Annotated in this window: 21 protein-coding genes; all 21 read left to right on the top strand. The window is 39.7% G+C overall.

Annotated features, from left to right (window positions below):
- The first annotated feature begins 13 nt into the window (after positions 1-13).
- Positions 14-979 (top strand): bifunctional riboflavin kinase/FAD synthetase, encoded by a 966-nt coding sequence (gene ribF, locus ACIQCE_RS01410; RefSeq protein WP_400493293.1) that lies wholly within the window; start codon positions 14-16, stop codon positions 977-979.
- Positions 980-1,119: 140 nt separating this feature from the next.
- On the top strand, positions 1,120-1,389 hold the full coding sequence (gene rpsO, locus ACIQCE_RS01405) for a 30S ribosomal protein S15 (protein WP_008354438.1): 270 nt from the start codon (positions 1,120-1,122) through the stop codon (positions 1,387-1,389).
- Between the two features lie 182 nt (positions 1,390-1,571).
- Entirely contained in the window at positions 1,572-3,689 is a 2,118-nt protein-coding gene (gene pnp, locus ACIQCE_RS01400) for a polyribonucleotide nucleotidyltransferase (RefSeq protein ID WP_353855713.1), read from the top strand.
- Between the two features lie 183 nt (positions 3,690-3,872).
- Positions 3,873-4,766, top strand: a complete 894-nt coding sequence (locus ACIQCE_RS01395) for a polysaccharide deacetylase family protein (RefSeq protein ID WP_400493817.1) — start codon at positions 3,873-3,875, stop codon at positions 4,764-4,766.
- Between the two features lie 33 nt (positions 4,767-4,799).
- Positions 4,800-6,029: a M16 family metallopeptidase gene (locus ACIQCE_RS01390; RefSeq protein WP_400493292.1), complete on the top strand. Its 1,230-nt coding sequence runs from the start codon at positions 4,800-4,802 to the stop codon at positions 6,027-6,029.
- A 69-nt stretch (positions 6,030-6,098) separates the two neighbouring features.
- Positions 6,099-7,019, top strand: a complete 921-nt coding sequence (locus tag ACIQCE_RS01385; protein ID WP_400493291.1) for an aminoglycoside phosphotransferase family protein — start codon at positions 6,099-6,101, stop codon at positions 7,017-7,019.
- Between the two features lie 76 nt (positions 7,020-7,095).
- A complete protein-coding gene (locus ACIQCE_RS01380) occupies positions 7,096-7,368 on the top strand; it encodes a YlmC/YmxH family sporulation protein (RefSeq protein WP_353855710.1) in 273 nt (90 codons plus the stop codon).
- Between the two features lie 121 nt (positions 7,369-7,489).
- Positions 7,490-8,392, top strand: coding sequence for a dipicolinic acid synthetase subunit A (gene dpaA / locus ACIQCE_RS01375; RefSeq protein WP_353855709.1), 903 nt, complete (start codon positions 7,490-7,492; stop codon positions 8,390-8,392).
- Entirely contained in the window at positions 8,389-8,985 is a 597-nt protein-coding gene (gene dpaB / locus ACIQCE_RS01370) for a dipicolinate synthase subunit B (protein ID WP_400493290.1), read from the top strand. The genes dpaA and dpaB overlap by 4 nt, the downstream gene beginning before the upstream one ends.
- Positions 8,986-9,121: 136 nt before the next feature.
- A complete protein-coding gene (gene asd / locus ACIQCE_RS01365; RefSeq protein ID WP_400493289.1) occupies positions 9,122-10,141 on the top strand; it encodes an aspartate-semialdehyde dehydrogenase in 1,020 nt (339 codons plus the stop codon).
- Between the two features lie 92 nt (positions 10,142-10,233).
- On the top strand, positions 10,234-11,448 hold the full coding sequence (gene dapG / locus ACIQCE_RS01360; protein ID WP_400493288.1) for an aspartate kinase: 1,215 nt from the start codon (positions 10,234-10,236) through the stop codon (positions 11,446-11,448).
- A gap of 30 nt (positions 11,449-11,478) precedes the next feature.
- On the top strand, positions 11,479-12,345 hold the full coding sequence (gene dapA / locus ACIQCE_RS01355) for a 4-hydroxy-tetrahydrodipicolinate synthase (RefSeq protein WP_400493287.1): 867 nt from the start codon (positions 11,479-11,481) through the stop codon (positions 12,343-12,345).
- Positions 12,346-12,516: 171 nt separating this feature from the next.
- Positions 12,517-14,184, top strand: a complete 1,668-nt coding sequence (rnjB, locus tag ACIQCE_RS01350; RefSeq protein ID WP_400493286.1) for a ribonuclease J2 — start codon at positions 12,517-12,519, stop codon at positions 14,182-14,184.
- 106 nt (positions 14,185-14,290) lie between these two features.
- A complete protein-coding gene (locus ACIQCE_RS01345; RefSeq protein ID WP_353855703.1) occupies positions 14,291-15,019 on the top strand; it encodes a ClpP family protease in 729 nt (242 codons plus the stop codon).
- Entirely contained in the window at positions 15,016-15,255 is a 240-nt protein-coding gene (locus ACIQCE_RS01340; RefSeq protein WP_400493285.1) for a YlzJ-like family protein, read from the top strand. Before ACIQCE_RS01345 ends, ACIQCE_RS01340 begins: the two co-directional genes overlap by 4 nt.
- 106 nt (positions 15,256-15,361) lie before the next feature.
- Positions 15,362-17,731, top strand: a complete 2,370-nt coding sequence (locus ACIQCE_RS01335; RefSeq protein ID WP_400493284.1) for an FtsK/SpoIIIE family DNA translocase — start codon at positions 15,362-15,364, stop codon at positions 17,729-17,731.
- Positions 17,732-18,024: 293 nt separating this feature from the next.
- A complete protein-coding gene (locus ACIQCE_RS01330; protein WP_353855700.1) occupies positions 18,025-18,750 on the top strand; it encodes a GntR family transcriptional regulator in 726 nt (241 codons plus the stop codon).
- A gap of 107 nt (positions 18,751-18,857) precedes the next feature.
- Positions 18,858-20,087 carry a bacillibactin exporter BcbE gene (gene bcbE / locus ACIQCE_RS01325; RefSeq protein ID WP_400493816.1) on the top strand — a complete coding sequence of 410 codons (1,230 nt, stop codon included), beginning with the start codon at positions 18,858-18,860 and terminating at the stop codon, positions 20,085-20,087.
- Between the two features lie 316 nt (positions 20,088-20,403).
- Positions 20,404-23,523: an MMPL family transporter gene (locus ACIQCE_RS01320; protein WP_400493283.1), complete on the top strand. Its 3,120-nt coding sequence runs from the start codon at positions 20,404-20,406 to the stop codon at positions 23,521-23,523.
- Positions 23,524-23,664: 141 nt separating this feature from the next.
- A complete protein-coding gene (gene yfmF / locus ACIQCE_RS01315; RefSeq protein WP_400493282.1) occupies positions 23,665-24,945 on the top strand; it encodes an EF-P 5-aminopentanol modification-associated protein YfmF in 1,281 nt (426 codons plus the stop codon).
- Entirely contained in the window at positions 24,942-26,234 is a 1,293-nt protein-coding gene (yfmH, locus tag ACIQCE_RS01310; RefSeq protein WP_400493281.1) for an EF-P 5-aminopentanol modification-associated protein YfmH, read from the top strand. Before yfmF ends, yfmH begins: the two co-directional genes overlap by 4 nt.
- Positions 26,235-26,331: the final 97 nt, after the last annotated feature.

Raw genomic sequence — 26,331 nt, 5'->3', positions numbered from 1 at the left:
AGGTGACAATCTCTTGAAGACTATACATATTTCACATCCGCATACATTGAATCAAAAGGATCAAGTCCCATCTGTGATGGCTTTAGGGTATTTTGACGGCGTGCATCTCGGACATCAGAAAGTGATTGATGAGGCAAAGAAAATTGCTCATAAAGAAGGAATGGCTCTCGCAGTGATGACCTTTCATCCACATCCATCACATGTTCTGCAAAAAGCACGAGAACCAAAAGACTTAATTACACCGCTCGAGGACAAGATTGATTTCATTGAAAAGCTGGGTGCTGACTACTTATATATTGTGCAATTCAGTGAAAGATTTGCAGCGTTATCCCCGCAAGAGTTTGTGGATCAATATTTGGATGAACTGAATGTGAAGCATGCGGTTGCTGGGTTTGATTTTACATTTGGCCGATTTGGTGCAGGAACTATGGAAACGTTCGATGAATATGGAAAGGGACGTATTGCATCAACCATTGTCCCTAAGCTGTCCAACCAAGATCGCAAAGTCAGCTCAACACTGATTCGATCTGCTCTAAAAAATGGAGACGTCGAATATGTCAGTGAGCTGCTTGGAAAGCCTTATCAGCTTCGTGGTATCGTGATACATGGAGACAAGCGCGGGCGGACGATCGGTTTTCCAACAGCCAATGTTGGTCTATCAGCAGAATATATCATTCCTCCAACAGGCGTGTATGCAGTAAGAGCAGAAGTAAAAGGCAAAACGTATGACGGCGTTTGTAATGTAGGCTACAAACCGACCTTTTATGAAAAGCGTCCTGATCAGCCTGCCATTGAAGTGAATCTCTTTGATTTTAACGAAGAAATTTATGGCGAACCAATTAAATTACAATGGTATAAGCGTATCCGTAGCGAACAAAAGTTTAGCGGAATCCAAGAATTAACGGCTCAAATAGCCAAGGATAAAGAAGAAGCGATTCAGTTTTTTCAAGAACACCCGGATCAAACAAAAAAATCTTAGAAAAGCGTCTCTACCATTTGCATATTTAGCATTTTTTTAGTATGATAATTCCTGTAGCTTTAAAACCACTTACTTGGCAGGCCGACTTCACCGACGGTTGCGAGGTAGATGGGGCTAACATGATTTGGAGGTGAAACAGGATGGCTATTACTCAAGAACGTAAAACTCAATTAATCAATGAGTTCAAAACACACGAATCTGATACTGGATCTCCAGAAGTTCAGATCGCTGTCCTAACAGAATCAATTAACAACTTGAACGAGCATTTACGTACTCATAAGAAAGATCACCACTCACGTCGCGGTCTTTTGAAAATGGTAGGTAGACGTCGTAATCTTCTTACGTATCTGCGTAATAAAGACGTAACTCGTTACCGTGAGTTAATTAACAAACTAGGCTTACGTCGATAATCGTAAAAAGCGGGAGGATTCCCGCTTTTTTATCGTATAATCACTAATATTTTATGGTTAAAATGTTGAAAGAATGGCAAAAACCCTTCTACATACAGCTTTCATATTGATATGTGAAAATCATTTTGTTCATAATAAAAGCAACCTAAAAAATTCACGATAAGAGAGGAGTTTATCTCAGAATGGGACAAGAGAAACATGTCTTTACCATAGACTGGGCTGGACGTCAACTGACAGTTGAAACTGGCCAGCTTGCAAAGCAAGCAAACGGAGCGGTTCTCGTACGCTATGGAGATACAGCTGTGCTTAGCTCGGCAACAGCTTCTAAAGAACCAAAACCACTTGATTTTTTTCCGCTCACAGTAAACTACGAAGAAAGATTATATGCAGTAGGTAAAATTCCTGGTGGATTCATTAAAAGAGAAGGACGCCCAAGTGAAAAGGCGATCCTTGCTAGTCGCTTGATCGATAGACCGATTCGGCCACTGTTTGCTGACGGATTTAGAAATGAAGTTCAAGTCATTAGTATTGTCATGAGTGTGGATCAGGATTGTTCATCTGAAATGGCAGCAATGTTTGGCTCATCTTTAGCATTATGTGTGTCTGACATTCCATTTGAGGGACCAATTGCTGGTGTAACAGTTGGACGTGTTGATGGAAAGTTAATCATTAACCCAAATGTTGAGCAGCTTGAACAAAGCGACATTAACCTTATTGTGGCTGGTACAAAAGATGCGATCAACATGGTAGAAGCTGGTGCAGATGAAGTACCAGAAGAAACAATGCTTGAAGCGATTATGTATGGTCATCAAGAGATCAAACGCTTAATCGAATTTCAAGAGAAAATCGTGAAAGCAGTTGGCAAGGAAAAGATCGACATTCCTTTATACGAAATAGATCAAACATTAGTAGCTGAAGTAAAAGAACTCGCTGAAACAGATCTACTAAAAGCGATTCAAGTACATGAAAAGCACGCTCGGGAAGATGCGATCAGCGCTGTGAAAAAAGCTGTGATTGAGAAATTTGAACAAGAAGAGCGCGACGAAGCTACTATCAAACAAGCGAAAGACGTATTGAACAGGCTTGTAAAAAATGAAGTTCGTAGGCTCATTACAGAAGAAAAAATACGTCCAGACGGACGCGGTGTAGATCAAATCCGTCCACTTTCTTCAGAAGTAGGACTTCTGCCAAGAACACATGGTTCAGGGCTGTTTACGAGAGGGCAAACACAGGCGCTTAGTATTTGTACATTAGGTGCATTAGGTGATGTGCAGATTCTCGACGGTTTAGGAGTTGAAGAATCAAAACGTTTTATGCACCACTACAATTTCCCGCAATTCAGTGTGGGTGAAACCGGTCCAATGCGTGGTCCAGGTCGTCGTGAGATCGGACATGGTGCTTTAGGTGAACGTGCATTAGAACCTGTGATCCCATCTGAAAAAGATTTTCCTTACACCATTCGCCTCGTTTCAGAGGTATTAGAATCAAATGGATCTACTTCACAGGCAAGTATTTGCGCAAGTACACTTGCAATGATGGATGCTGGTGTACCGATTAAAGCACCAGTTGCAGGGATTGCAATGGGACTTGTTAAGTCTGGTGATTACTACACAGTGCTTACTGACATTCAAGGAATGGAAGATGCACTTGGAGATATGGACTTTAAAGTAGCTGGCACATCAAAAGGTGTAACGGCACTACAAATGGACATTAAAATTGATGGTCTATCTAAAGAGATTTTAGAAGAGGCACTTCAACAAGCGAAAAAAGGGAGAATGGAAATTTTAGACAGTATGTTGTCGACAATCCCTGAATCGAGAAAAGAATTGTCACGTTATGCACCAAAAATTTTAACAATGGCAATTAATCCTGATAAAATTCGCGATGTCATTGGACCAAGCGGTAAACAAATTAATAAAATCATTGAAGATACCGGTGTGAAAATCGATATCGAACAAGACGGTACCATCTTTATCTCTTCTACAGAAGAAGACATGAACCAAAAAGCGAAGAAAATCATTGAAGATCTTGTCAGAGAAGTGGAAGTTGGGCAACTTTACTTAGGTAAAGTCAAACGCATTGAAAAATTCGGTGCATTCCTAGAAATCTTCAGCGGAAAAGATGGACTTGTTCATATTTCTGAGCTTGCGCTTGATCGTGTTGGTAAAGTAGAAGATGTTGTGAAGATCGGTGACGAATTACTCGTTAAAGTCACTGAAATCGATAAACAAGGTCGGGTCAACCTATCTCGCAAAGCCGTTTTACGTGAAGAAAAGGAAAAAGAAGAAAAACAGTCATAAGCAGGCCAAATAAGATGTTGAGAAGCCAGGTATCCGTGCCAGGCTTCTTTCTTTTCTTGCGGGCAACAATAGTTCTAGCTTGTTTCTCTCTATCATATTTTGTGATAAAGGGAGGGACAGCCATTGAAAAAAAAGTTGCCGATCATTGTGTTTGTGTTCTTACTGCTCGTGTCATATCAAACGATGAAACAGCCAGCTGCTGTCACATATATCGAATCAATGAAAGAGCAAGCCGAGGTGGTATCTGTTTCAAAAGATACTCTTTATCAAGAGATTGAATCAAAGTCTTCTAACTATGAAGTGAAGGCGCAAAATGCTAAGATTGATAAGGTGTGGAAAAAGATGCCCGGCTTAAACGGACAAACAGTAGATATCAAATCTTCTTATGAACAAATGAGAAAAATTGGGAAATTCGATGAAAAACGACTTGTCTTCAAAGAAACAAAACCTGCCATTCATTTACATGAGCTTGGTGCTGAGCCTATTTATAGGGGTCATCCGGATAAGAAAATGAATGCTTTTTTAATCAATGTTGCTTGGGGTGACGAGCATTTAATAAACATGTTAGATACCCTGCGAAAGCATCAAGTCAAGGCCACCTTTTTCTTAGAAGGAAAATGGGTGAAAAAGAGTACAGAGCTTGCCAAAAAAATTGTGGCAGATGGTCATGAAATTGGAAATCATTCATACAATCACCCAGATATGCGCACACTGACAAGAGAACGAGCATTAGAGCAGATTATCAAAACGAATCGTCAAATTGAAGAATCCCTTGGAATAAAACCGAAATGGTTTGCACCTCCAAGCGGGAGCTTTAAACAAGAAACAATTAAGCTGGCCGCACAAGAAGGAATGGAAACCATCATGTGGACGGTAGATACCATTGACTGGCAAAAACCGTCACCAGAGGTTTTGCAAAAACGGGTGCTTGGGAAAATTCACAATGGGGCGATGATATTAATGCATCCAACAGATTCAACGGCGAAAAGTCTTGACGCACTCATTACTCAGATGAAAGAAAGAGGGTATAAATTAGGAACTGTTTCTGAACTCCTAAGTGAAAAAAGACAGTCGTGACGTGATCTGTTTGTTGAATAGGAGGAGCAAAATTTGATCAAAACGTATACATGCCAAAATGGAGTAAGAATTGTACTTGAAAACATTCCTACTGTGAGATCTGTAGCTATTGGTGTCTGGATTGGAACTGGTTCTAGACATGAATCACCTGAGATTAATGGAATCTCACACTTTTTAGAGCATATGTTCTTTAAAGGTACAAAAACGAGATCAGCTCGTGATATTGCAGAATCTTTTGATCGTATTGGCGGTCAAGTGAATGCATTTACATCCAAGGAATATACTTGCTATTATGCAAAAGTGCTTGATACGCATGCGGATTATGCGCTTGATGTACTAAGCGACATGTTTTTTCACTCAGCTTTTGATGAAGAAGAGCTAAAGAAAGAAAAAAATGTAGTCTACGAAGAGATTAAAATGTATGAGGATACACCAGATGATATCGTACATGATCTTCTTAGCAAAGCGATTTACGGTGAGCATTCATTAGGATATCCGATTCTAGGAACAGAACAAACACTTTCTACCTTTAATGGTGACACACTTAGAACATATATGGATGAATTCTATACGCCAGATCGTGTAGTGATCTCAGTTGCAGGGAATGTAGAAGACACCTTTATTACTGAAATTGAAAAACTATTTGGATCTTATGAAGGAAAAGGGAAAAAGCAGCCTGTAGTAGCTCCGCAATTTCATTATGACAAGCTTACGCGTAAGAAAGAAACAGAGCAGGCGCACCTATGCTTAGGTTTTAACGGTCTTCCTGCTGGAGATGAACGCATTTATGATTTAATTGTCTTAAATAATGTACTTGGCGGAAGTATGAGTAGCCGTCTGTTCCAAGATGTAAGAGAAGATAAAGGACTTGCTTACTCTGTGTTTAGCTATCACAGTTCATATGCAGATAACGGTATGCTGACGATCTATGGCGGGACTGGAGCGAAGCAATTAAACCTACTCTCTGAAACCATTTTACAAACAATAGACGTCTTAAAACGTGAGGGAATCACGCAAAAAGAACTTGAAAATTCTAAGGAGCAAATGAAAGGCAACCTCATGCTCAGTCTTGAAAGCACAAACAGCAAGATGAGCCGAAATGGTAAAAATGAATTGCTCCTTGGCAAACATCGTACGCTTGATGAAATGATTGATGAAATCAATCACGTCACATTAGAAGACGTGAATCACTTATCTAAAAGAATCTTTACAAAAGATTATGCACTCTCGCTTATTAGTCCGACGGGTGATCAGCCATCATAATGTAAAACAACACGGTAGGCTTCTATTGAGGTCTGCCGTTTATTGTTGAACAAGAAAGGAGTTGTTTACATGAAAAAAGAAGAGCTGAAACAGCTATCCCCACTGCTTAGTAATGCCATCTTCTTTCAGCAAATGAGTTCTGGGTTCTCAGGGGATCGTACGTATGTAGTTACCATTTTGAACGGTGAAAAGCTGGTGCTCAAGCTAACAGGTTCTCATCAGTATAACACCTTAAAAAGAAAAGCGAACATTCTCCGTATGTTCAAGAAACAAGGGATTCTTTGTTCAGAAGTGATGGATATGGGGGTTGTTCATGAACACAATCTATCCTATAGCATTCTGCCTTTTATTGAAGGAGAAAATGCTAGAGAATTCATACATAAACGAACACGTGAAGAGCAATATAAAATCGGTAGACGGGCTGGTTTGGAACTAAGGTCGATGCACGAATATGTTGCGCCATCTTCTATAGAGTCATGGGATCAGCGAGTAATGGCTAAACATGAACGATATGTACATGTATATCAATCTTGTGGTGTGAAATTTGAACATGATGAGATAGTTATAGACTTTATCAATTCACATTCAGATGCGGTAAAAAATCGACCTAATCGATTCCAGCATGATGATTTTCATTTAGGTAACTTGATTATACGAGACGCAAAGTATGCTGGAGCTATCGATTTTGATCATTATGATTGGGGAGATCCGATCCATGATTTTTATAAATTATCCTTATTTAGCACGGAGAAAAGCATACCTTTTTCTGTTGGACAAATTGATGGTTACTTTTGCAATCAACCTTCAAAAGAATTTTGGCTTCTTTTCTCCATATACACGGCGATGAGTTTGTTTTCTTCTATTGTCTGGACGTTGAAATTTGACCCACATCACGTAGATCAGATGGTAAAACGGGTGAACAGAATCCTTTCTGACCATCAACATTTCACGCAATTAGAACCGGATTGGTACACCAATAGAGATGTATGAAGGTCCTTTAAGAAAACAAGTTAGTCTAAATTATGTGCTTACGGCATATATCATAAGGAAGGGAAGTGATGCGATTTTGAGGCTAAGTGAGCTGTCAGGAAAAGAGATAGTCGATATGAAAAGAGCGGAGCGGCTTGGCGTGCTGGGACAAACCGACCTTGAAATTAATGAACAGGACGGTCAGATCACAGCACTCATCATACCTTCCGTCAAGTGGTTTGGCTTTCGAAAACAAGGAAATGACATCCGCGTTCCGTGGAAACACATTCAAAAAATAGGATCAGATATGATCATTCTCGATGTGCCTGAAGAACTTCAGCCGCATGGGGGAAAAGAGCACCCATCATAAAAGGGTGCTCTTTTTTTTCTCTCTCTGATTTGTTCACAGGCTGAATCCTCTTCTCATATGCTGAAAGGGAGATTCAGAAAATATTACAGACTTTTTTAAATAAAGAAGGTGAACGATCAGTATGTTGAGCGGTTTAACGGTTGCGGTGATCGGGGGAGATGCTAGGCAGCTTGAGATCATTCGAAAGCTGTCACAGCAACATGCCAAAGTGTTTTTGGTCGGATTTGATCAGCTTGATCATGGGTTTATCGGCGCTGAAAAACTGAAAATGTCTGAACTTGTATTTGAACAAGTCGATGGCATTATTTTGCCAGTATCAGGTGTCACAGATGAAGGAATCGTTGCCACAGTTTTTTCAAATGAGAAAGTTGTGCTAGACCCAAAATATTTAGAAAGAACACCAGCACATTGTACCTTGTACTCAGGTATTTCCAATACGTATTTAGACAATCTGGCAAAGCAGGTGAATCGAAAGCTTGTGAAGCTGTTTGAGCGAGATGATATTGCTATATATAACTCAATTCCAACAGTTGAAGGGATCATCATGATGGCCATTCAGCAGACGGACTATACCATTCATGGATCACGTGTAGCGGTTCTTGGGCTTGGGAGAACTGGACTGACAATTGCTCGAACATTTCATGCACTAGGTGCGGCGGTAAAAGTAGGGACTGCTGATACCGCACATTTGGCACGAGCCTTTGAAATGGGGCTAAATCCGTTTTCAATGGATCGTTTAAAAGAGGAAGTAGCAGATGTTGATATCATCATCAATACCATTCCAAGCTTAGTATTAGATTCATCTGTGATCGTCTGCATGACACCTAAGACATTGATTTTAGATATCGCCTCCCGTCCAGGCGGAACGGACTTTGACTTTGCGCAAAAGCATGGTGTGAAGGCACTTTTGGCGCCAGGTCTCCCGGGTATTGTTGCACCGAAGACAGCAGGGCAAATCCTTGCAAAAGTGCTTTCAGGACTCTTATGTGAGCTTGCGGAGGAAAAAAGGGGGATGGATTCATGACAATATTCAAAGGAAAAAGAATCGGCTTCGGTTTAACAGGTTCTCATTGTACGTACGAAGCAGTATTTCCACAAATTGAGGAACTTGTTAAGAAAGGAGCGGAGGTTCGTCCAGTTGTGTCGTATACAGTGCAGTCCACCAATACGAGATTTGGAGAAGGGGCAGAATGGATTGAGCGAATTGAAAAGCTGACAGGTTATCAAGCGATTGACTCGATTGTGAAAGCGGAGCCGCTTGGTCCTAAGCTTCCGCTTGATTGTATGGTCATTGCGCCTCTAACAGGCAACACGATGGCAAAATTCGCAAATGCCATGACGGACAGCCCTGTTTTAATGGCTGCAAAGGCGACCATTCGAAATCATCGTCCCGTTGTATTAGGCATCTCAACAAACGATGCACTTGGATTAAACGGTACCAATCTCATGAGGCTGATGTCGACAAAGAACATTTTCTTCATTCCGTTTGGTCAAGATGACCCATTTAAAAAGCCGACATCTATGGTAGCGAACATGGACCTTTTATCCAAAACAGTAGAAGAAGCCCTTCAGCATAGACAGATTCAACCTATTTTAATAGGACCAAACGAAAAATAGATTCACTAGAAAATCGAGAAAGATTCAAAAAAGATATCTCAAGCATTGCTTTTCTATGGTAAAATAAAATGTAAAAAGTCATAAGATGGCCATTCGAAGGAAAAGAAATATGGATGGGTCGGAAGGAGTTTTACTGATGGGAAGAGGATTACATGTAGCTGTAGTTGGAGCGACTGGAGCTGTCGGTCAACAAATGTTAAAAACACTAGCTGACAGAGATTTTGAAATGGATACACTTACTCTACTATCCTCAAAACGTTCTGCTGGAACAAAAGTAACATTCAGAGATCAAGAGTATACTGTTCAAGAAGCAACACCTGAAAGCTTTGAAGGGGTAAGTATTGCATTATTCAGTGCTGGAGGAAATGTTTCAAAAGCCCTAGCTCCTGAAGCAGTCAAACGAGGTGCAATTGTCGTTGACAATACAAGTGCATTCCGTATGGACAAAAACACCCCTCTTGTCGTACCAGAGGTAAACGAAAAAGATTTGCATGATCATCAAGGGATTATTGCAAACCCTAACTGTTCAACTATTCAAATGGTTGTTGCGTTAGAGCCGCTTCGCAAGGCTTACGGTTTAAATAAAGTGATTGTGTCCACATACCAAGCTGTATCAGGTGCAGGATATGAGGCAATTGACGAGCTTTACAGCCAAACAGCAGCCATTTTAAATAAAGAAGATGTTACACCAGAAGTGATGCCTTATCAAATCGCATTCAATGCGATCCCGCAAATTGATACATTCCAAGACAATGGCTATACATTTGAAGAAATGAAAATGATCAATGAAACGAAAAAAATTATGCATATGCCAGAGCTGGAAGTAGCGGCAACATGTGTAAGACTTCCGATTGAAACAGGTCATTCAGAATCTGTTTACATTGAACTTGATTCAAACGAGGCAACGGTTGATGACATTAAGTCTATCTTAAAAGATGCACCAGGCATTACTTTACAAGATGATCCGTCTCAACAAATTTATCCAATGCCTTTAGACGCTGTTGGGAAGAGTGACGTATTTGTCGGCCGCATTCGGAAAGATTTGGATCGCCCGAATGGGTTCCATTTGTGGATTGTATCTGATAATCTGCTCAAAGGCGCTGCATGGAATTCAGTTCAAATTGCAGAAAGCTTAAAAGCATTGAAATTAGTATAACATTTAACGAATGATAAGGACGAACAGAAGAGAGTTAGGCATCTTTCGCCTGCTCTCTTCTGTTACGTCAGAATGAACTTGGAGTGAAAACAGTGAAAATAATTGTCCAAAAATTCGGCGGTACTTCTGTCAAAGATGATCAAGGTAGAAAAAGAGCACTCGCACATATCCTATCTGCAAAAGAAAAAGGTTATAAATCGGTTGTAGTCGTCTCAGCAATGGGACGAAAAGGAGATCCTTACGCTACAGATACGCTGCTTGGACTTCTTTATGGCAGCGCTCAGCACATGACGAATCGAGAAAAAGATTTGCTTGTATCTTGTGGAGAAAATATTTCAGCCGTTGTGTTCTCAAGTATGCTCACTGAAAACGGTCTAAAATCAGTTGCCATGACCGGTGCACAGGCAGGCTTTGTGACAGACCAAGAGCATACAAATGCGAAAATTATTGACATGAAATGTGCCCGTCTTGAGGCAGCACTTTCTGAGCATGATGTCGTTGTGGTTGCTGGATTCCAAGGAGCGGCGAAGAATGGAGATGTAACAACCATCGGAAGAGGTGGAAGTGATACATCAGCAGCCGCTTTAGGAGCCGCATTACAAGCAGACTTTATTGATATCTTTACAGATGTTGAAGGTGTCATGACAGCTGATCCACGTATCGTAAAAAATGCTAAACCACTTCGAGTCGTCACCTATACTGAAATATGTAACCTTGCTTACCAAGGTGCAAAAGTGATTCATCCTCGGGCTGTCGAAATTGCCATGCAAGCAAAAGTACCAATAAGGGTCCGCTCAACATATTCTGATGATGAGGGTACACTCGTGACCTCCCATTACTCAGATAAAATGAGTCATGATGTGTATGACCGTCTCATTACTGGTATTGCACATGTCAATGATGTTACGCAAATCAAAGTGCCGGCGAAAGAAGGTCAATACAGTGTTCAAACAGAGGTCTTTAAAGCAATGGCAAATGCGCAAATCAGTGTCGATTTCTTTAACATTACACCGAGTGAAATTGTGTATACGGTAACAGGTGCGATGACAGAAAAGGCAACCACGATCCTTAAAAAACTTGGTTACACGCCGTTTGTTACAACAAACTGTGCAAAAGTTTCAGCTGTAGGAGCCGGCATTATGGGCGTTCCAGGTGTGACCTCCAAAATCGTATCGGCCCTTTCAGAGCAAAACATCCCGATTTTGCAATCGGCTGACAGTCATACGACCATTTGGGTTTTAGTGCATGAAGAAAATATGAAAGCGGCTGTAAATGCTCTGCATGAAGTGTTTGAACTTTCAAGATAAATGTGATTGAATCATGATGAGGTGAAAAAAATGAATTTCGGAAATATCATAACAGCTATGATTACACCTTTTGATAAAAAGGGCAACATTGATTTCCAAAAGCTATCAATTCTCATTGATTACTTATTGAAAAATGGCAGTGATTCTTTAGTTGTTGCAGGCACAACAGGCGAATCGCCAACCTTATCGACAGAAGAAAAAGTCGCTCTTTTTCAGCAATCGGTAAAATTATCAAATGGTCGTTGTAAAATCATTGCAGGAACAGGCAGTAACAATACAAATGCGTCTATCAAACTAACGAAAAAAGCAGAAGAAGCAGGCGTCGATGCAGTGATGCTTGTCGTACCTTACTACAACAAGCCGTCACAGGAAGGCATGTATGAACACTTTAAAGCCATTGCCGAGTCTACATCTCTTCCTGTTATGCTGTACAATGTACCAGGAAGAACGGCTGCATCTTTAGCACCAGAAACAACCATTAAGCTTGCGCAAATACCCAACATTGTGGCAGTGAAAGAAGCGAGCGGTGATCTAGATGCGATGACAAAAATCATTGCAGAAACACCAGAAGATTTTGATGTATACTCAGGTGATGACAGCTTAACACTTCCTGCTGTAGCAGTTGGTGCTAAAGGGGTAGTTTCTGTGGCCTCGCACATCGTTGGACTTGATATGCAGCAGATGATAAAAAGCTATGCTTCTGGGCAAACAGCTAATGCAGCACTCATTCACCAAAAGCTACTCCCAATCATGAAGCAGCTTTTCTCAGCGCCAAATCCGACACCTGTCAAAACCGCACTTCAGCTTAAAGGATTAGATGTCGGATCCGTCCGTCTCCCGCTTTTGCCTTTGTCAGAAGAAAAGAGACTTGATTTAAGCAGTGTGTTAAACAGCTAATCAAAACAAAAGATGTCGGAAGCGGTCATTCTCAGATGTCCCTGAGTATGACCGCTTTTTATACATAAACACTTTCTTAAAATGTGACTTCATCTTGTTTTCTAAAATTAGATTCAGTTATAATAGCAATAAGCGATGATGGACGGGCTTGAGACTAGGAGGATAAGAATTTTGAAAAAGATAAATACAGAAAACATAAGGATTATTGCACTGGGAGGCGTAGGAGAAATCGGGAAAAATTTATATGTCATTGAGATTGACTCTGACATATTTGTTGTTGATGCAGGTTTAATGCATCCAGAAAACGAAATGCTAGGCATTGATGTTGTCATTCCGGATATCTCCTATTTAACTGAACGAGCTGATCGGGTAAAAGCAATTTTTCTTACCCACGGACATGATGAGGCAATTGGAGGCGTATTCCATTGCTTAAGTAAATTGTCTGTACCAGTTTATGGAACGAAGCTGACCCTTGCTTTACTTCGAGAAAAGCTAAAACAATATGGCTTTAATCAAAAAGCTGATTTGCGTGAAGTTCATGCTAAATCAGTCATTCCATTTGAAACAACAAAGGTGTCATTTTTCAGAACCAACCATAGTATCCCTGATTCAGTGGGAATCAGCTTCAAAACCTCTCTTGGTTCAATTGTATGCACAGGTGATTTTAAATTTGATCAAACCCCAGCGCTTAACCAAGCCTGTGACATTGGAGAGATTGCAAAAATTGGAAACAGTGGTGTTCTAGCACTTCTTTCAGACAGTGCAAATGCTGAAAAACCAGGCTACACACCTTCTGAGGCGCTCGTCCAAGACGAAATCTCAAATGCGATGTACAATGCAGATAATCGTGTCATTGTAGCTGTCGCTTCTTCTAATATTAACCGTGTACAGCAGATCATCAATGCAACGATTCAAAATGGCCGTAAGCTTGCGGTTGCAGGAAAGAATATGATGACAACACTTCAGCTTGCGATTAAACTTGGTTACGTCACAGCGGATGACGAATTGTTTGTACCAGCTCAAGAAGTGAAAAAAATGGCGAAAAATGATGTGGTCATCTTGACCGCTGGAAGCCACGGAGAGCCGCTAGCTGCCTTAACAAAAATGGCAAAACAAAATCACAAACAGCTTCATATTGAAAAAGATGATACGGTTGTGATTGCGTCAACACCGCTCCCTGGACAAGAGCTTATCTATTCTAAAACAGTCGATTTTCTCACAAGAAGCGGAGCGCAAGTTATTTTTGCTCAAAAGCGTGTGCATGTATCTGGGCACGGCTGTCAAGAAGAACTAAAGCTTATGCTGAATCTATTGAAGCCGAAGTATTTAATCCCAGTCAATGGTGAATATCGCATGCAAAAAGCACATTCACGTATTGCAGAAGAAATTGGAATGAAACGCAGTGACATTTTCTTGATTGATAAAGGGGATGTTGTTGAATTCAGAGGACAGAACGTGAAGATCGGTGAAAAGGTTCACCAAGGTAACATTTTGATTGATGGTCTTGGCGTTGGTGATATTGGTAACATTGTTTTACGCGACAGACGTCTATTGTCTCAAGACGGGATTTTAATTGTGGTGATTACGCTTGATAAACAAAAGAAACAATTAATTTCTGGACCTGAAATCATCACAAGAGGATTTGTTTATGTAAGAGAATCCGAAGAGCTCATTGTGAAAGCAACAGAGCTAGTAAAAGGGATTGTCAAGGAGCAGACAGAAAACTCAGTCGTTGATTGGTCAACACTTAAACAATCCATGCGCGATGTGTTAAATCAATTCCTTTATGAAAAAACCAAACGTAAGCCAATGATCATTCCAATTATTATGGAAGTGTGATGATAAGCCCAAGGAGCACAAGCTCTTTGGGCTTTGTTTGTGTTGGATTGAATAAAGCCTTCTTGTTCATAATAGGAAAAGAGTGCTTAGGAAAGGATGAAGACATATGGATGAAAAAAATGAACAGCAGCTAGAGCGAAAGCCAGAAGAAAAAGAAAGCATTATGAGCAAAATACAACAGCTTGGCGAAACTGCTGTTCCACAATTGTCACAAGATACAAATATACATTGCCTAACCATTATTGGACAAATTGAAGGTCACATGCAGCTCCCGCCACAAAACAAAACGACCAAATATGAGCACGTTATCCCACAAATCGTTGCAGTTGAACAAAATCCAAAAATTGAAGGCCTTTTAATTATTTTAAATACAGTTGGCGGTGATGTTGAAGCTGGATTAGCCATTGCGGAAATGCTGGCTTCCTTATCAAAACCAACCGTGTCCATTGTGCTTGGCGGCGGACACTCAATAGGTGTACCAATCGCTGTATCATGTGATTATTCATACATTGCAGAAACCGCTACAATGACCATTCATCCTGTGCGTTTAACCGGTCTTGTGATTGGTGTCCCGCAAACCTTTGAATACTTAGATAAAATGCAGGAAAGGGTCATTAACTTTGTCACAAGCCACTCAGGTATTACAGAAGAGAAGTTTAAAGAGTTAATGTTCTCAAAGGGTAATTTAACTAGAGACATTGGAACAAATGTCGTTGGTCATGAGGCAGCAGAATATGGACTCATGAATGAAGTTGGCGGTGTAGGACAAGCGATTAAAAAGTTAAATGAACTCATAGAAGAACGATCGTCTCAAAACGAGGGGATGATCCAATGATTTTATATACACCAGTGCCGTATGAGATAATATACCCTCAGGAAAATGAGCAGCAGCGCCGGCTTAAGCAGATTCAGATTCAAGGCGTGCCTGTCATGGTTGAAATGAAAGAAGATGAAGCAGAAATCGTTCAAGTTCTTAGCACAAATCCAATGGACTTTTTAAATCAAGAGCTTGCACCAGGCAAGCGATTGAAGTTAAATTTAGGTGCCAATCAAACTAACGCATATGAATGATTCTATGCTATAATAAAGGGAAAACTTACAACAAGATGCAGCCAAAACCAGGCTGCTTTCTCATCTTTCAGTAGGTTATATTTTCTTTTGTAGTAAGGTGATGAGTATGGCAAAAAAAAGAAAACGTAAAACAAGAAAAAAACAAAATAAACAGCTAAAACTGAAATATGAATTAAACGGGCTGGTTTGTATTGCCATAGCGATCATTGCCATTTTGCAGTTAGGTGTTGTCGGACAAACCTTTGTATATTTATTCCGATTTTTTGCAGGTGAATGGTTCATTCTCTGTCTCATCGGGTTATTTCTTTTTGGCGTAACGATCTTTTGGAAAAAACAAATACCTGATATTTTAACGAGAAGGAAAGTAGGACTTTACTGCATCATCGCTAGTATCTTGCTGCTGTCACATGTCAAACTATTTCAGCACTTATCATCTGCAGGGGTCATAGGCTCTCAAAGTGTGATAAGAAATACGTTTGAGCTTTTCTTAATGGACATAAAGGGTGAGACAGGCTCTCCTGATTTAGGAGGCGGAATAATCGGTGCGATTTTGTTTGCAGCTTCCTACTTTTTATTTGCTCAAGCGGGTTCTCAAATCATGGCCATTGTACTGATGCTGATTGGGATTATCCTAATGACAAATCGATCGCTACAAGAAATGGTTAAAAAAGTGACGCTGCCTGTTTCACAATTTTTTATCAAACAGTGGAAGGCGTTTGTTGAGGATATGAAAGGGATGAGGCGGGCTAAAAAAAGCACTACCTCTCAGAAAGAAAAGAAGAAACGTTCACGTGTTCAAGAAGATGACGATGATGATCACATCTTGATCGAGGCGGAAACACCACTTGCTGATAATAGTCAGCCGATTATCTCCAGTTTTGCAGACAGGGATGAAATAATCACTCCTCCGGTTCAAAAGGAGCAGGTATTGACAGACACCGGACCCCATGTAAAAGAGCAGTCTGCGCAAAATGCATTATCGCATGATCGGGCAGATCAACCAAAAGAAGCACTGCCAATGACGTTTACTGAACTCGAAAATAAAGATTACGAATTGCCGTCTCTCGATATTTTGGCTGATCCACAGCATTCGGGACAGCAAACGGATAAGAAAAATATATACGAAAATGCAAGAAAGCTCGAGAAAACGTTTCAAAGCTTTGGTGTGAAGGCAAAGGTGACGCAGGTTCATTTAGGACCGGCAGTGACGAAATATGAAGTATACCCTGATGTCGGAGTCAAAGTAAGTAAAATTGTCAATTTAAGTGATGACCTAGCACTGGCTCTAGCAGCAAAGGATATTCGAATTGAGGCACCGATTCCAGGTAAATCGGCGATTGGGATAGAAGTGCCTAACGCCGAAATTGCCATGGTCTCTTTAAAAGAGGTCTTAGAATCGAAGCAAAACGATCGTCCAAATGCTAAACTGTTAATCGGGCTTGGCCGAAATATTTCTGGTGAAGCGGTGCTGGCTGAATTGAATAAAATGCCTCATTTGCTTGTAGCAGGATCAACCGGTAGCGGAAAAAGTGTATGTATCAATGGGATTATTACAAGTATTCTCATGAGAGCAAAACCGCATGAAGTGAAGATGATGATGATTGATCCTAAAATGGTGGAACTAAATGTCTACAATGGTATCCCGCATCTTTTAGCACCAGTTGTAACAGACCCGAAGAAAGCATCTCAGGCACTAAAAAAAGTGGTTAGTGAAATGGAACGCCGCTACGAACTGTTTTCTCATACTGGCACAAGGAATATTGAAGGGTACAATGATTATATTAAACGTATGAATCAAACCGAGGAAGCAAAACAACCAGAGCTCCCTTATATTGTGGTAATAGTGGATGAGCTGGCAGATTTAATGATGGTCGCATCTTCTGATGTTGAAGATTCAATTACGAGACTTTCTCAAATGGCACGTGCTGCGGGCATTCATTTAATTATCGCAACACAAAGACCTTCTGTAGATGTAATTACAGGGGTTATTAAGGCAAACATTCCATCAAGAATTGCTTTTAGTGTATCTTCACAAACGGATTCAAGAACGATTCTTGACATGGGGGGCGCAGAGAAGCTGCTAGGCAGGGGAGACATGCTGTTTTTACCTGTTGGTGCGAACAAGCCTGTCCGTGTGCAAGGAGCATTTTTATCAGATGAAGAAGTAGAACATGTTGTAGATCATGTCATCACGCAGCAAAAGGCTCAATATCAAGAAGAAATGATTCCAAGTGAAGAAACGAAGGATGAGCTTACGGCTGTTGAAGACGATTTATATGATGAAGCTGTAGAATTAATCATCGGTATGCAAACGGCTTCTGTTTCTATGTTGCAAAGAAGATTCCGCATTGGCTATACACGAGCGGCACGTCTGATTGATGCAATGGAAGAGCGGGGTGTTGTGGGGCCATATGAAGGAAGTAAACCGAGAGAAGTTCTCTTATCGAAAGAACAATATGACGAGCTCTCTTCATAAATGGAAGAGAGCTTAGCGTGTAGACAAACCCCTCGCATTCGTTGTCAGTTCTCTGTGCTGGTGCTCACAAATGTTTCATTCGCTCCACGGGAGTACTGGTTTTTCTGAAAAGATGACAAAGGGCTAAAATAAATAAAATCATGTTAGTCCTTTAGGTTAATCATATAATAATTATGTCAACTGGATGTCGGGCTATTTATTTATTTTTCAAAACATGATATAGTTATTTTCATCTTATCTCGGAACAGAGATTTCTCATCTTATCATTTGCGTTGATTAGACGGAGGGAAAACATGTCTACCAAAACAGACAATCGACATTTATATTTGAAAGTGATTGACCGTATTAAAGAAGATATCCAAACAGGTGTATATGCCGAAAAAGAAAAACTGCCCTCAGAGTTTGAGCTCTCAAAACTTTTAGGAGTGAGCAGAGCGACACTGCGTGAAGCCCTTCGTATATTAGAAGAAGAAAAGTATTTGATTAGAAGGCATGGAGTAGGGACTTTTGTCAATTCAAGACCCCTCTTTTCAACAGGCATTGAACAGCTCACCAGTGTCACGAAAATGATTGAGCAGGTGAATATGACACCTGGAACAATCTTCTTATCCTCGCAAGAAGGGGAGCCAACAGAGAATGACGTCATCCGTTTTCAGTGTGATGAATCTGATGAGATCTTTTCAATGGAGCGCGTTCGGACGGCAGATGGACAACCAGTCGTGTATTGTTTGGATAAAATTCCTGTCAAACATTTACCCGCTTCTTTTACTCATGAGGACAAATCACTTTTTGAGCTGTTTGGCAGAGAACCACATAGCGGGATTAAATATGCAGTTGCCGACATTGAACCGATTGGCTATCATGATCAGGTTTCTCCTATACTAGAATGTGATCCTGAAACTGCTCTTTTGTTACTGAAACAAATGCACTATGATCAAGATGATCAGCCGGTTTTATACTCGCTGAACTACTTTCGAGCGGATAAATTCAGTTTTCATGTCATTCGTAAACGATTTTAACAAAGCAGGCGCTTTCATAAGCGGTTGCCTTTTGTTTTTTTGCCCGTACATAATAACCATAAAACTTGCCACACTAAAAGGTAACAGTATATAGAATTGGGTGAATGATGTTGGGCGAGAAAACAGTCAGTAAAAAAAATATTATTGCATTATCATCAGTGCCTTTAATCATGACACTTGGGAACTCGATGTTAATACCAGTATTGCCAGAGATAGAAAAGAAACTTTCAATTACTTCCTTTCAGGTCTCACTCATTATTACGGTATATTCCGTTGTTGCGATCTTATGCATTCCAATTGCAGGGTATTTATCTGATCGTATTGGGAGGAAAAAGGTGCTACTTCCATGCCTTTTAATTGCTGGTCTTGGAGGAGCTGTTGCAGCCGTTGCTTCAACCATTATGAAAGAACCATACATGTGGATTTTATTCGGCAGGGTACTTCAAGGTGTTGGATCAGCAGGAGCGGCTCCTGTTGTCATGCCGTTTATAGGAGACTTATTTCATGATGATAAAGAGGTGAGTGCAGGGCTTGGTGCGATTGAAACATCCAATACTGCTGGAAAAGTACTAAGTCCAATTATCGGAGCACTGCTTGCTTCTTGGTTTTGGTTTATGCCGTTTTGGTTCATTCCGTTTTTCTCAATTACAAGCTTTCTCATGGTCTTGTTTATGGTTGAATCCGCTAAAAAAGAAGAGAATGCGCCTTCATTTAAAGAATTTTTGAAATCAACAAAGACCATTTTTAAACATGATGGACGCTGGCTTTATGCCATTTTTGCAATTGGCGGTTTTATTATGTTTCTTCTATTTGGTGTGCTCTTTTATTTATCTGACAACTTAGAGGCTGCTTATCAAATTAAAGGGGTCAAAAAAGGGCTCCTTCTTAGTATCCCGCTCCTTTTTTTGTCTATTAGTTCCTTCGTTGCTGGAAAGACCATCGGAAAAGAGAAGGGAAAAATGAGATTGTTTTTAATCGTGGGAATGGCCTTATTATCTCTTTCTTATCTCTTTTTGTGGTGGAATCACAGTTTCTACTTATTATTTATATGTTTGAGCATTGGCGGGGTTGGGATAGGCATTGTACTACCTGCACTTGATGCACTGATTACAGAAGGAATTGAAAAAGAGCAGTGCGGGACCATTACGTCATTTTACAGTAGTATGCGGTTTATCGGCGTAGCTTTGGGACCGCCGATTTTTGCGTATCTCATGGATAAAGGAGACTCCATCGTCTTTATTCTCTCAACCATCTGTAGTCTGATTTCGTTATTTTTGGTTCTCTTTTTCATCCAGCCTGATAAAAAGGATGAAAGTGAACAATTGAATACGGTTTAAACTTAGAAAAAAGACGGTATTTTGCCATCTTTTTTCTTTTTTATAAATTGACATGTAAATTTTTGATAGTTAAACTAATGTATAGTAATATCTATTAAATTATCCCAAATAGGAGGTGTTTAGAAGAATTCTTCTCTGTCTGTATATTGGCAGAAGTAGAGTCGTGGATGGATAATAAAGGGCTGCTTCTTCAACACGACAGGACAATTGAATCGGTCATCCTGCCATTAGCAAGTTGTAAGTCGCAGTCAGCACTTCAGACATATTTATAAAAACAGCAAATTGATTGATGAATTAGAAGGAGCTTGAAGCAGCTATGTTGCAAATCATTAAAGCAAGATGGATGATATTAGTGGTGTGGATGATAACAGCCGTTATTTTGTTTATTACTGCACCCGATTTAGAGGAATTAACGAGGGAAAAAGGGCAATTAAATGTTCCAGATGGGACACCTACAGCAGAAGCACTTCAATTATTGGATAAGCTATCAGATCATAAAGGAAAAAAAGACACTGGTGTGATTGTATTCTCCGAACAACATCTGTTCCCTGCAAAAGAGCAGGAATTAAAAAAGGCTTTAGCTGCACTCATCACGCATGCCCCAGAACTCCACATTGACGGAATTACTTCATATTTTCATGTAGATCCGGACATTCAAAAACAACTTTTATCAAAAGATAAAAGTACACTTCTTGTTCCATTCAAATTCGACCATTATGAAACAAAAGCTGTGAAGATTAAAGAACAAATTGAGGAAGTTTTAAAGCCCTACAACGTTTCATTTGAAATGACGGGTCAAAAATTTGTGGATTCAGATGTCATTAAAAGCTCTCAACAAGGTCTGAAGAAAACTGAACTTATAACGATGATCTTTATTTTTTTTATTTTAATTATTGTGTTCAGATCAATATTAGCACCTGTTGTTCCACTGATTACGATTGGAATTTCTTACGCGGTAAGTCGGTGTGTTGTGGCTTTTCTCGTGGAATATACGCAATTTCCTCTATCTAATTTCACTCAGATTTTTATGGTAGCGATTATGTTCGGTATAGGAACAGATTATTGTATCTTGCTTTTAAGCCGTTTTAAAGAGGAGATAGGGCAAGGACGTGATGTGCAAGAATCGATCATCATCACTTATAAATGTGCAGGCAAAACGGTGTTTTTCAGCGGGTTAGCCGTATTAGTCGGTTTCTCAAGCATTGGTTTTGCCAAATTTCAACTGTATCAATCCGCTGTCAGTGTTGCGGTGGGAGTTGGCATTTTGCTGATCGCCCTTGTCACGATTGTTCCTTTTTTTATGTCGGTATTCGGAAAATCTCTTTTTTGGCCATCTAAAAGAGAAAATATCCGTCATCCGCAAAGTAAAATATGGGAGCTTACTGGTCGCTTTTCATTTAAGAGACCGCTCATTAGCTTAGGTTTAGTTGCCCTTATCACAGTTCCGCCAATTCTCATGTATGATGGAACACTTTCTTATAACAGTTTAAATGAAATTGGGACAAAGTATGAATCAGTCCGTGCGTTTAATACAATTTCAGAGCAATTTGGATACGGAGAAGCATTGCCGCTGAATGTTCTTGTTGAAAGTGAGGACGAGCTAGATAATCAGAAAAAGATCGTCATTATTGAAAAGCTCACTCGTAAGTTAAATGACATTGAAGAAGTAAAAACAGTTCGAAGTGTCACAAGACCGGTTGGAGATGGTTTAAGTCAACTGTACGTCACTTCACAAGCGAAAGACCTAGGTGGAGAGCTTGGAAAAGGAAATGAAGGAATAGGGAATATCTCTGATGGATTGACAGAAACAAACTTAGCTCTTATCAAACAAAAGCCAAAGATTGAAGACTCCACTAAAGGAATTGACAAGTTGATTCATGGAACAAAAGCCATCAAAAATGGAATTGGAGAAGTAAGAGAATCACTGATTGCTTTAGAAGATGGGGTTAAGCGCAGCAAAGACGGTGTCGGTACCATCAGACAAAAAATCAAAGAAGCGAAAAAAGAACTAGAACAAGAATATCATAGCAGTGAAGCAATGATTAAAGAGCTTCAAACAATGGTCAACACGTTTGAACGCCATGAGAAATCAAATCAGGAACTTATGACTACGATCAAAAAAGTGAAAAAGTCTTATGAGAATCTATCATTTGAAACGCTTGAAAAGCGTGTTCCAAAACTCAAAGACATGGATGAATATAAGGACATTAAGAAGGTATTCAGGGAAACAAAAGGAATGCTAAAACAAGCAGAAGACCAAATGAGCTTATATGAAGATGAAGCATCAGCTTTTGAACAAAAGGTCAAAAAAGCAAATCAGGTCATTCAAGCATTGAAAAGTAAACAGAAAGAAGTGAAACGACAAGTACACGATTTAATGACAGGGCTTGATCAAATTTATGATGGTCTTGATCAAACGAACAAAGGACAAAAACAATTAATTAAAGAAATGCCTAAAATAGAAAATGGAGCAGACCAGTTAGCAGATGGTCAAAAATCATTAAAAAAAGGATTTAGCCAATTTTCATCTAAGCTCAATTTATTAACAGATGGTTTAGATGAAAGTATTGAAGGGTTAGAGCAAGTTAAAAACGGCTTCACAGAGGCCGATAGCTATTTAAAGCAGCTCCAACAGGCACCCGATGAAGAAGTAACCGGTTGGTTTATTCCTAAAGAAGTGTTAAAACGACATGATTTTAAGCAAATTTTTCATACCTATATGTCTCCAGATCGCAAATTAACGACATTTGAAGTCATTTTGAATGTCAATCCATATAGCAATGAAGCGATGGAAGGTGTGGCAAAAATTGAGAATACACTTGATCAATTTTTGCCAGAGAGCGGATTGAAAAACGCGAACTATGGTGTATCAGGTATATCAAGCTTAAATGTTGATTTAAAAGAAACATCCGACGGTGATTTTATTCGAACCGTTATATATATGTTAATGGGAATCTTCTTTATTTTAATTTTATTGTTACGTTCTATTGTCATGCCTATATACTTAACACTATCACTGATCTTAACGTATTTTACATCCATCGGTTTAACAGAATGGATATTTAAAACCTTCTTTGGCTATGATGGTGTAAGTTGGGCTGTGCCGTTTTTCAGCTTTGTCATTCTCGTCACGCTTGGGATTGATTATTCCATCTTTCTCATGGATCGTTTTAATGAATGGAAGGGAGAACATGTTCAGGTATCGATGATATCAGCAATGAGAAATATGGGCTCAGTCATTATTTCAGCAGTTGCCATTTTAGGTGGCACCTTTGCAGCTATGCTGCCATCAGGTGTTTTATCTCTTGTTGAGATAGCAACAGTTGTGCTCATTGGTCTTTTGTTATATGCTTTTGTTGTTCTGCCGCTATTTGTTCCGGTCATGGTCCATATTTTCGGTAAATGGAATTGGTGGCCGTTCAGGATGAAATCGTAGCCCGCGTCTCTGCTTATGCAGAGGCGTTTTTATTTCCTATCCTTTCCTCTGATTGATATAATGACTATTAAATGGCTGAGTTGCGTATAGATCAGCTATGTTCTAATACATAATAAATAGGATGAACAAAGGAGGTTTCTCATGACATATTTACAAGAGAACACATTCAAGACATCTGGTCTGAATACACATATTGTCAAAACAGAAAAATTTAAAACAGTGACTATTCTTTTTAAAATGCTTGCGCCTCTATCCAAAGATGACGTGACCATGCGTTCCCTTTTTCCCCATGTGCTTTTAAGGGGAACAGAAAAATGGCCGAAAACAGGAGAATTGCGGGCTTATTTTGACGAGCTTTATGGTGCGACGGTTTCGGCAGACATGGCGAAAAAAGGTGAGAATCATGTCATTACATTCCGTCTTGAAATGGCAAATGAAAAATATTTAAAAGATCAGACCCCTTTACTAGAAAAAGGGATATCATTATTGGCTGACCTTCTATTCCACCCATATCTTGAAGAAGGGGTGTTTAGCAAATTATATGTAGATCAAGAGAAACGAACATTAAAGCAACGCATTCAGGCTGTTTATGATGATAAGATGCGTTATTCAAATTTACGACTAGTTCAAGAGATGTGTAAAGGTGAGCCGTATGCTCTGCACGTTCATGGTGAAATGGACGACCTAGATGCGATCACTGAGAGCACTCTTTATGAAGCTTATAAGCATGCTCTTCATTCAGATCAGCTTGATCTCTATGTTGTGGGAGACGTTGACGAACAAGATATCAAGCGGATGGTCACTGAATATTTCAAAACAAATGACAGAGAGCCGGTTAAAAAAGATGCGGATTCATCAAGGTCACATGTAGAACCAAAAGAAGTCATTGATGAAGAAGATGTCAAACAAGGCAAGCTGAATATCGGCTTTCGCACACATACAACGATCGCCGATCAAGATTATCCAGCGCTGCACTTATTTAATGGTCTATTTGGCGGCTTCTCACATTCAAAACTTTTTATCAATGTTCGTGAAAAAGCAAGTCTTGCGTACTATGCTGTGTCAAGGCTTGAGAGCTTTAAAGGTTTGATGATGGTCATGTCTGGAATTGAAGTAGCGAACTATCACCAGGCTGTCGACATCATTAAAGAGCAATTTGAAGCTATGCAAAAAGGTGATTTTACAGATGAGGCCATTGAACAAACAAAGGCCGTCGTCAAAAATCAACTGCTAGAAACCATTGATACGCCTTATGGTACAGCGGAATATCTATATCAGCATGCGGTCATTCCAACAGGAGAGACCCTTGATTCCTTTTTAGAAGCGTTAGAGCGCGTGACAAAAGAGGATATGATCAAAGTGGGTCAGAAAATCGAATGGGATACGACCTATTTTCTGAAAGGAACGGAGGGTGCTTCATGACGGTGAAAACAATTCAATTCGATCAGCTACAAGAAACGATTTATCACGAAAAAATGGACAATGGATTAGACGTTTACGTGCTGCCAAAGCATGGGTTTAACAAAACATATGCAAGCTTTACAACCAAATATGGCTCAGTCGATAACGAATTTGTGCCTCTTGGTCAGGAGAAGATGATACGTGTTCCAGATGGCATTGCCCATTTCTTAGAGCATAAGCTGTTTGAAAAAGAAGATGGCGATGTATTCCATACTTTTAGTAAACAAGGTGCGTCTGCAAATGCTTTTACAACGTTTACGAGAACGACCTACTTATTTTCAAGTACCACAAATGTCAAGCAAAACCTTGAGACGCTCATTGACTTTGTTCAAGACCCCTATTTTACCGAAAAAACGGTTGAAAAAGAAAAAGGAATCATTGGTCAGGAAATCAACATGTATGACGATAACCCAGACTGGCGCTTATTTTTTGGGCTCATTGAAAATTTATATCAAGAGCATCCAGTCAGAATCGACATTGCTGGAACAGTAGAAAGCATTGCACCCATCACAAAGGATCATTTGTATGAATGTTATGAAACGTTCTATCATCCGAGCAATATGCTACTTTTCGTTGTCGGTCCTGTTGATCCTAAGCAAATATTAGATCAAGTAAGAGCGAATCAAGCGAAAAAACCTTTTACAGACCAGCTTGATATTAAGCGGAAAGAAATCAATGAACCTGAGAATGTATATCGTCAAGAATATGAGCTCAAAATGAACGTTCAAGGTTCTAAGTGTATGTTTGGTTTAAAAACAAAGAATCCACATAAAAAAGGCAAACAGCTTTTAAAGCATGAGCTTGGAATGAATATCATCTTAGAGACGTTATTTGGCAAAAGTTCGCTGCAATATGAGCGGATGTATGAAAAAGGCTTGATTGATGAGACATTCAGTTACGACTATACGGAAGAAGGCGGATTTGGCTTTACCTCAGTTGGCGGAGATACAAACGATCCCGATCAGCTCGCAGCTGAATTGAAACAAACTCTTCTTCAAGCAAAAAGCCTCATCACAGAAGATAAGATTGAGCTCGCCCGCAAGAAAAAAATTGGCAGCTTTTTAAAAGCCATGAACTCTCCAGAATACATTGCAAATCAATTCACAAGATATGCGTTTCTAGAGATGAGTTTATTCGATGTCGTTCCAGTATTAGAGCAATTGAATTTACAAGATATTCAGCAGATATTAGATGAAGAAATTGATGAAAAACGAATGTCAGTATTCAAAGTCGTCCCCAAAACACGTTAATTCATGAAAAGACAAACTCGCGTAAATAGGGTTTGTCTTTTTTGTGTTCATTGTGACAAAAGGTTGCCTATAGACTAAAGCAGTTGAACTTTTTGAA

The organism is Bacillus sp. NPDC093026 (genome assembly GCF_044754665.1).
GTDB classification, from domain to species: Bacteria; Bacillota; Bacilli; order Bacillales; family Bacillaceae; genus Bacillus; species Bacillus maqinnsis.
Note: the sequence above shows the minus strand (reverse complement) of the source record. Positions and strands in the feature narration are given on the sequence as shown.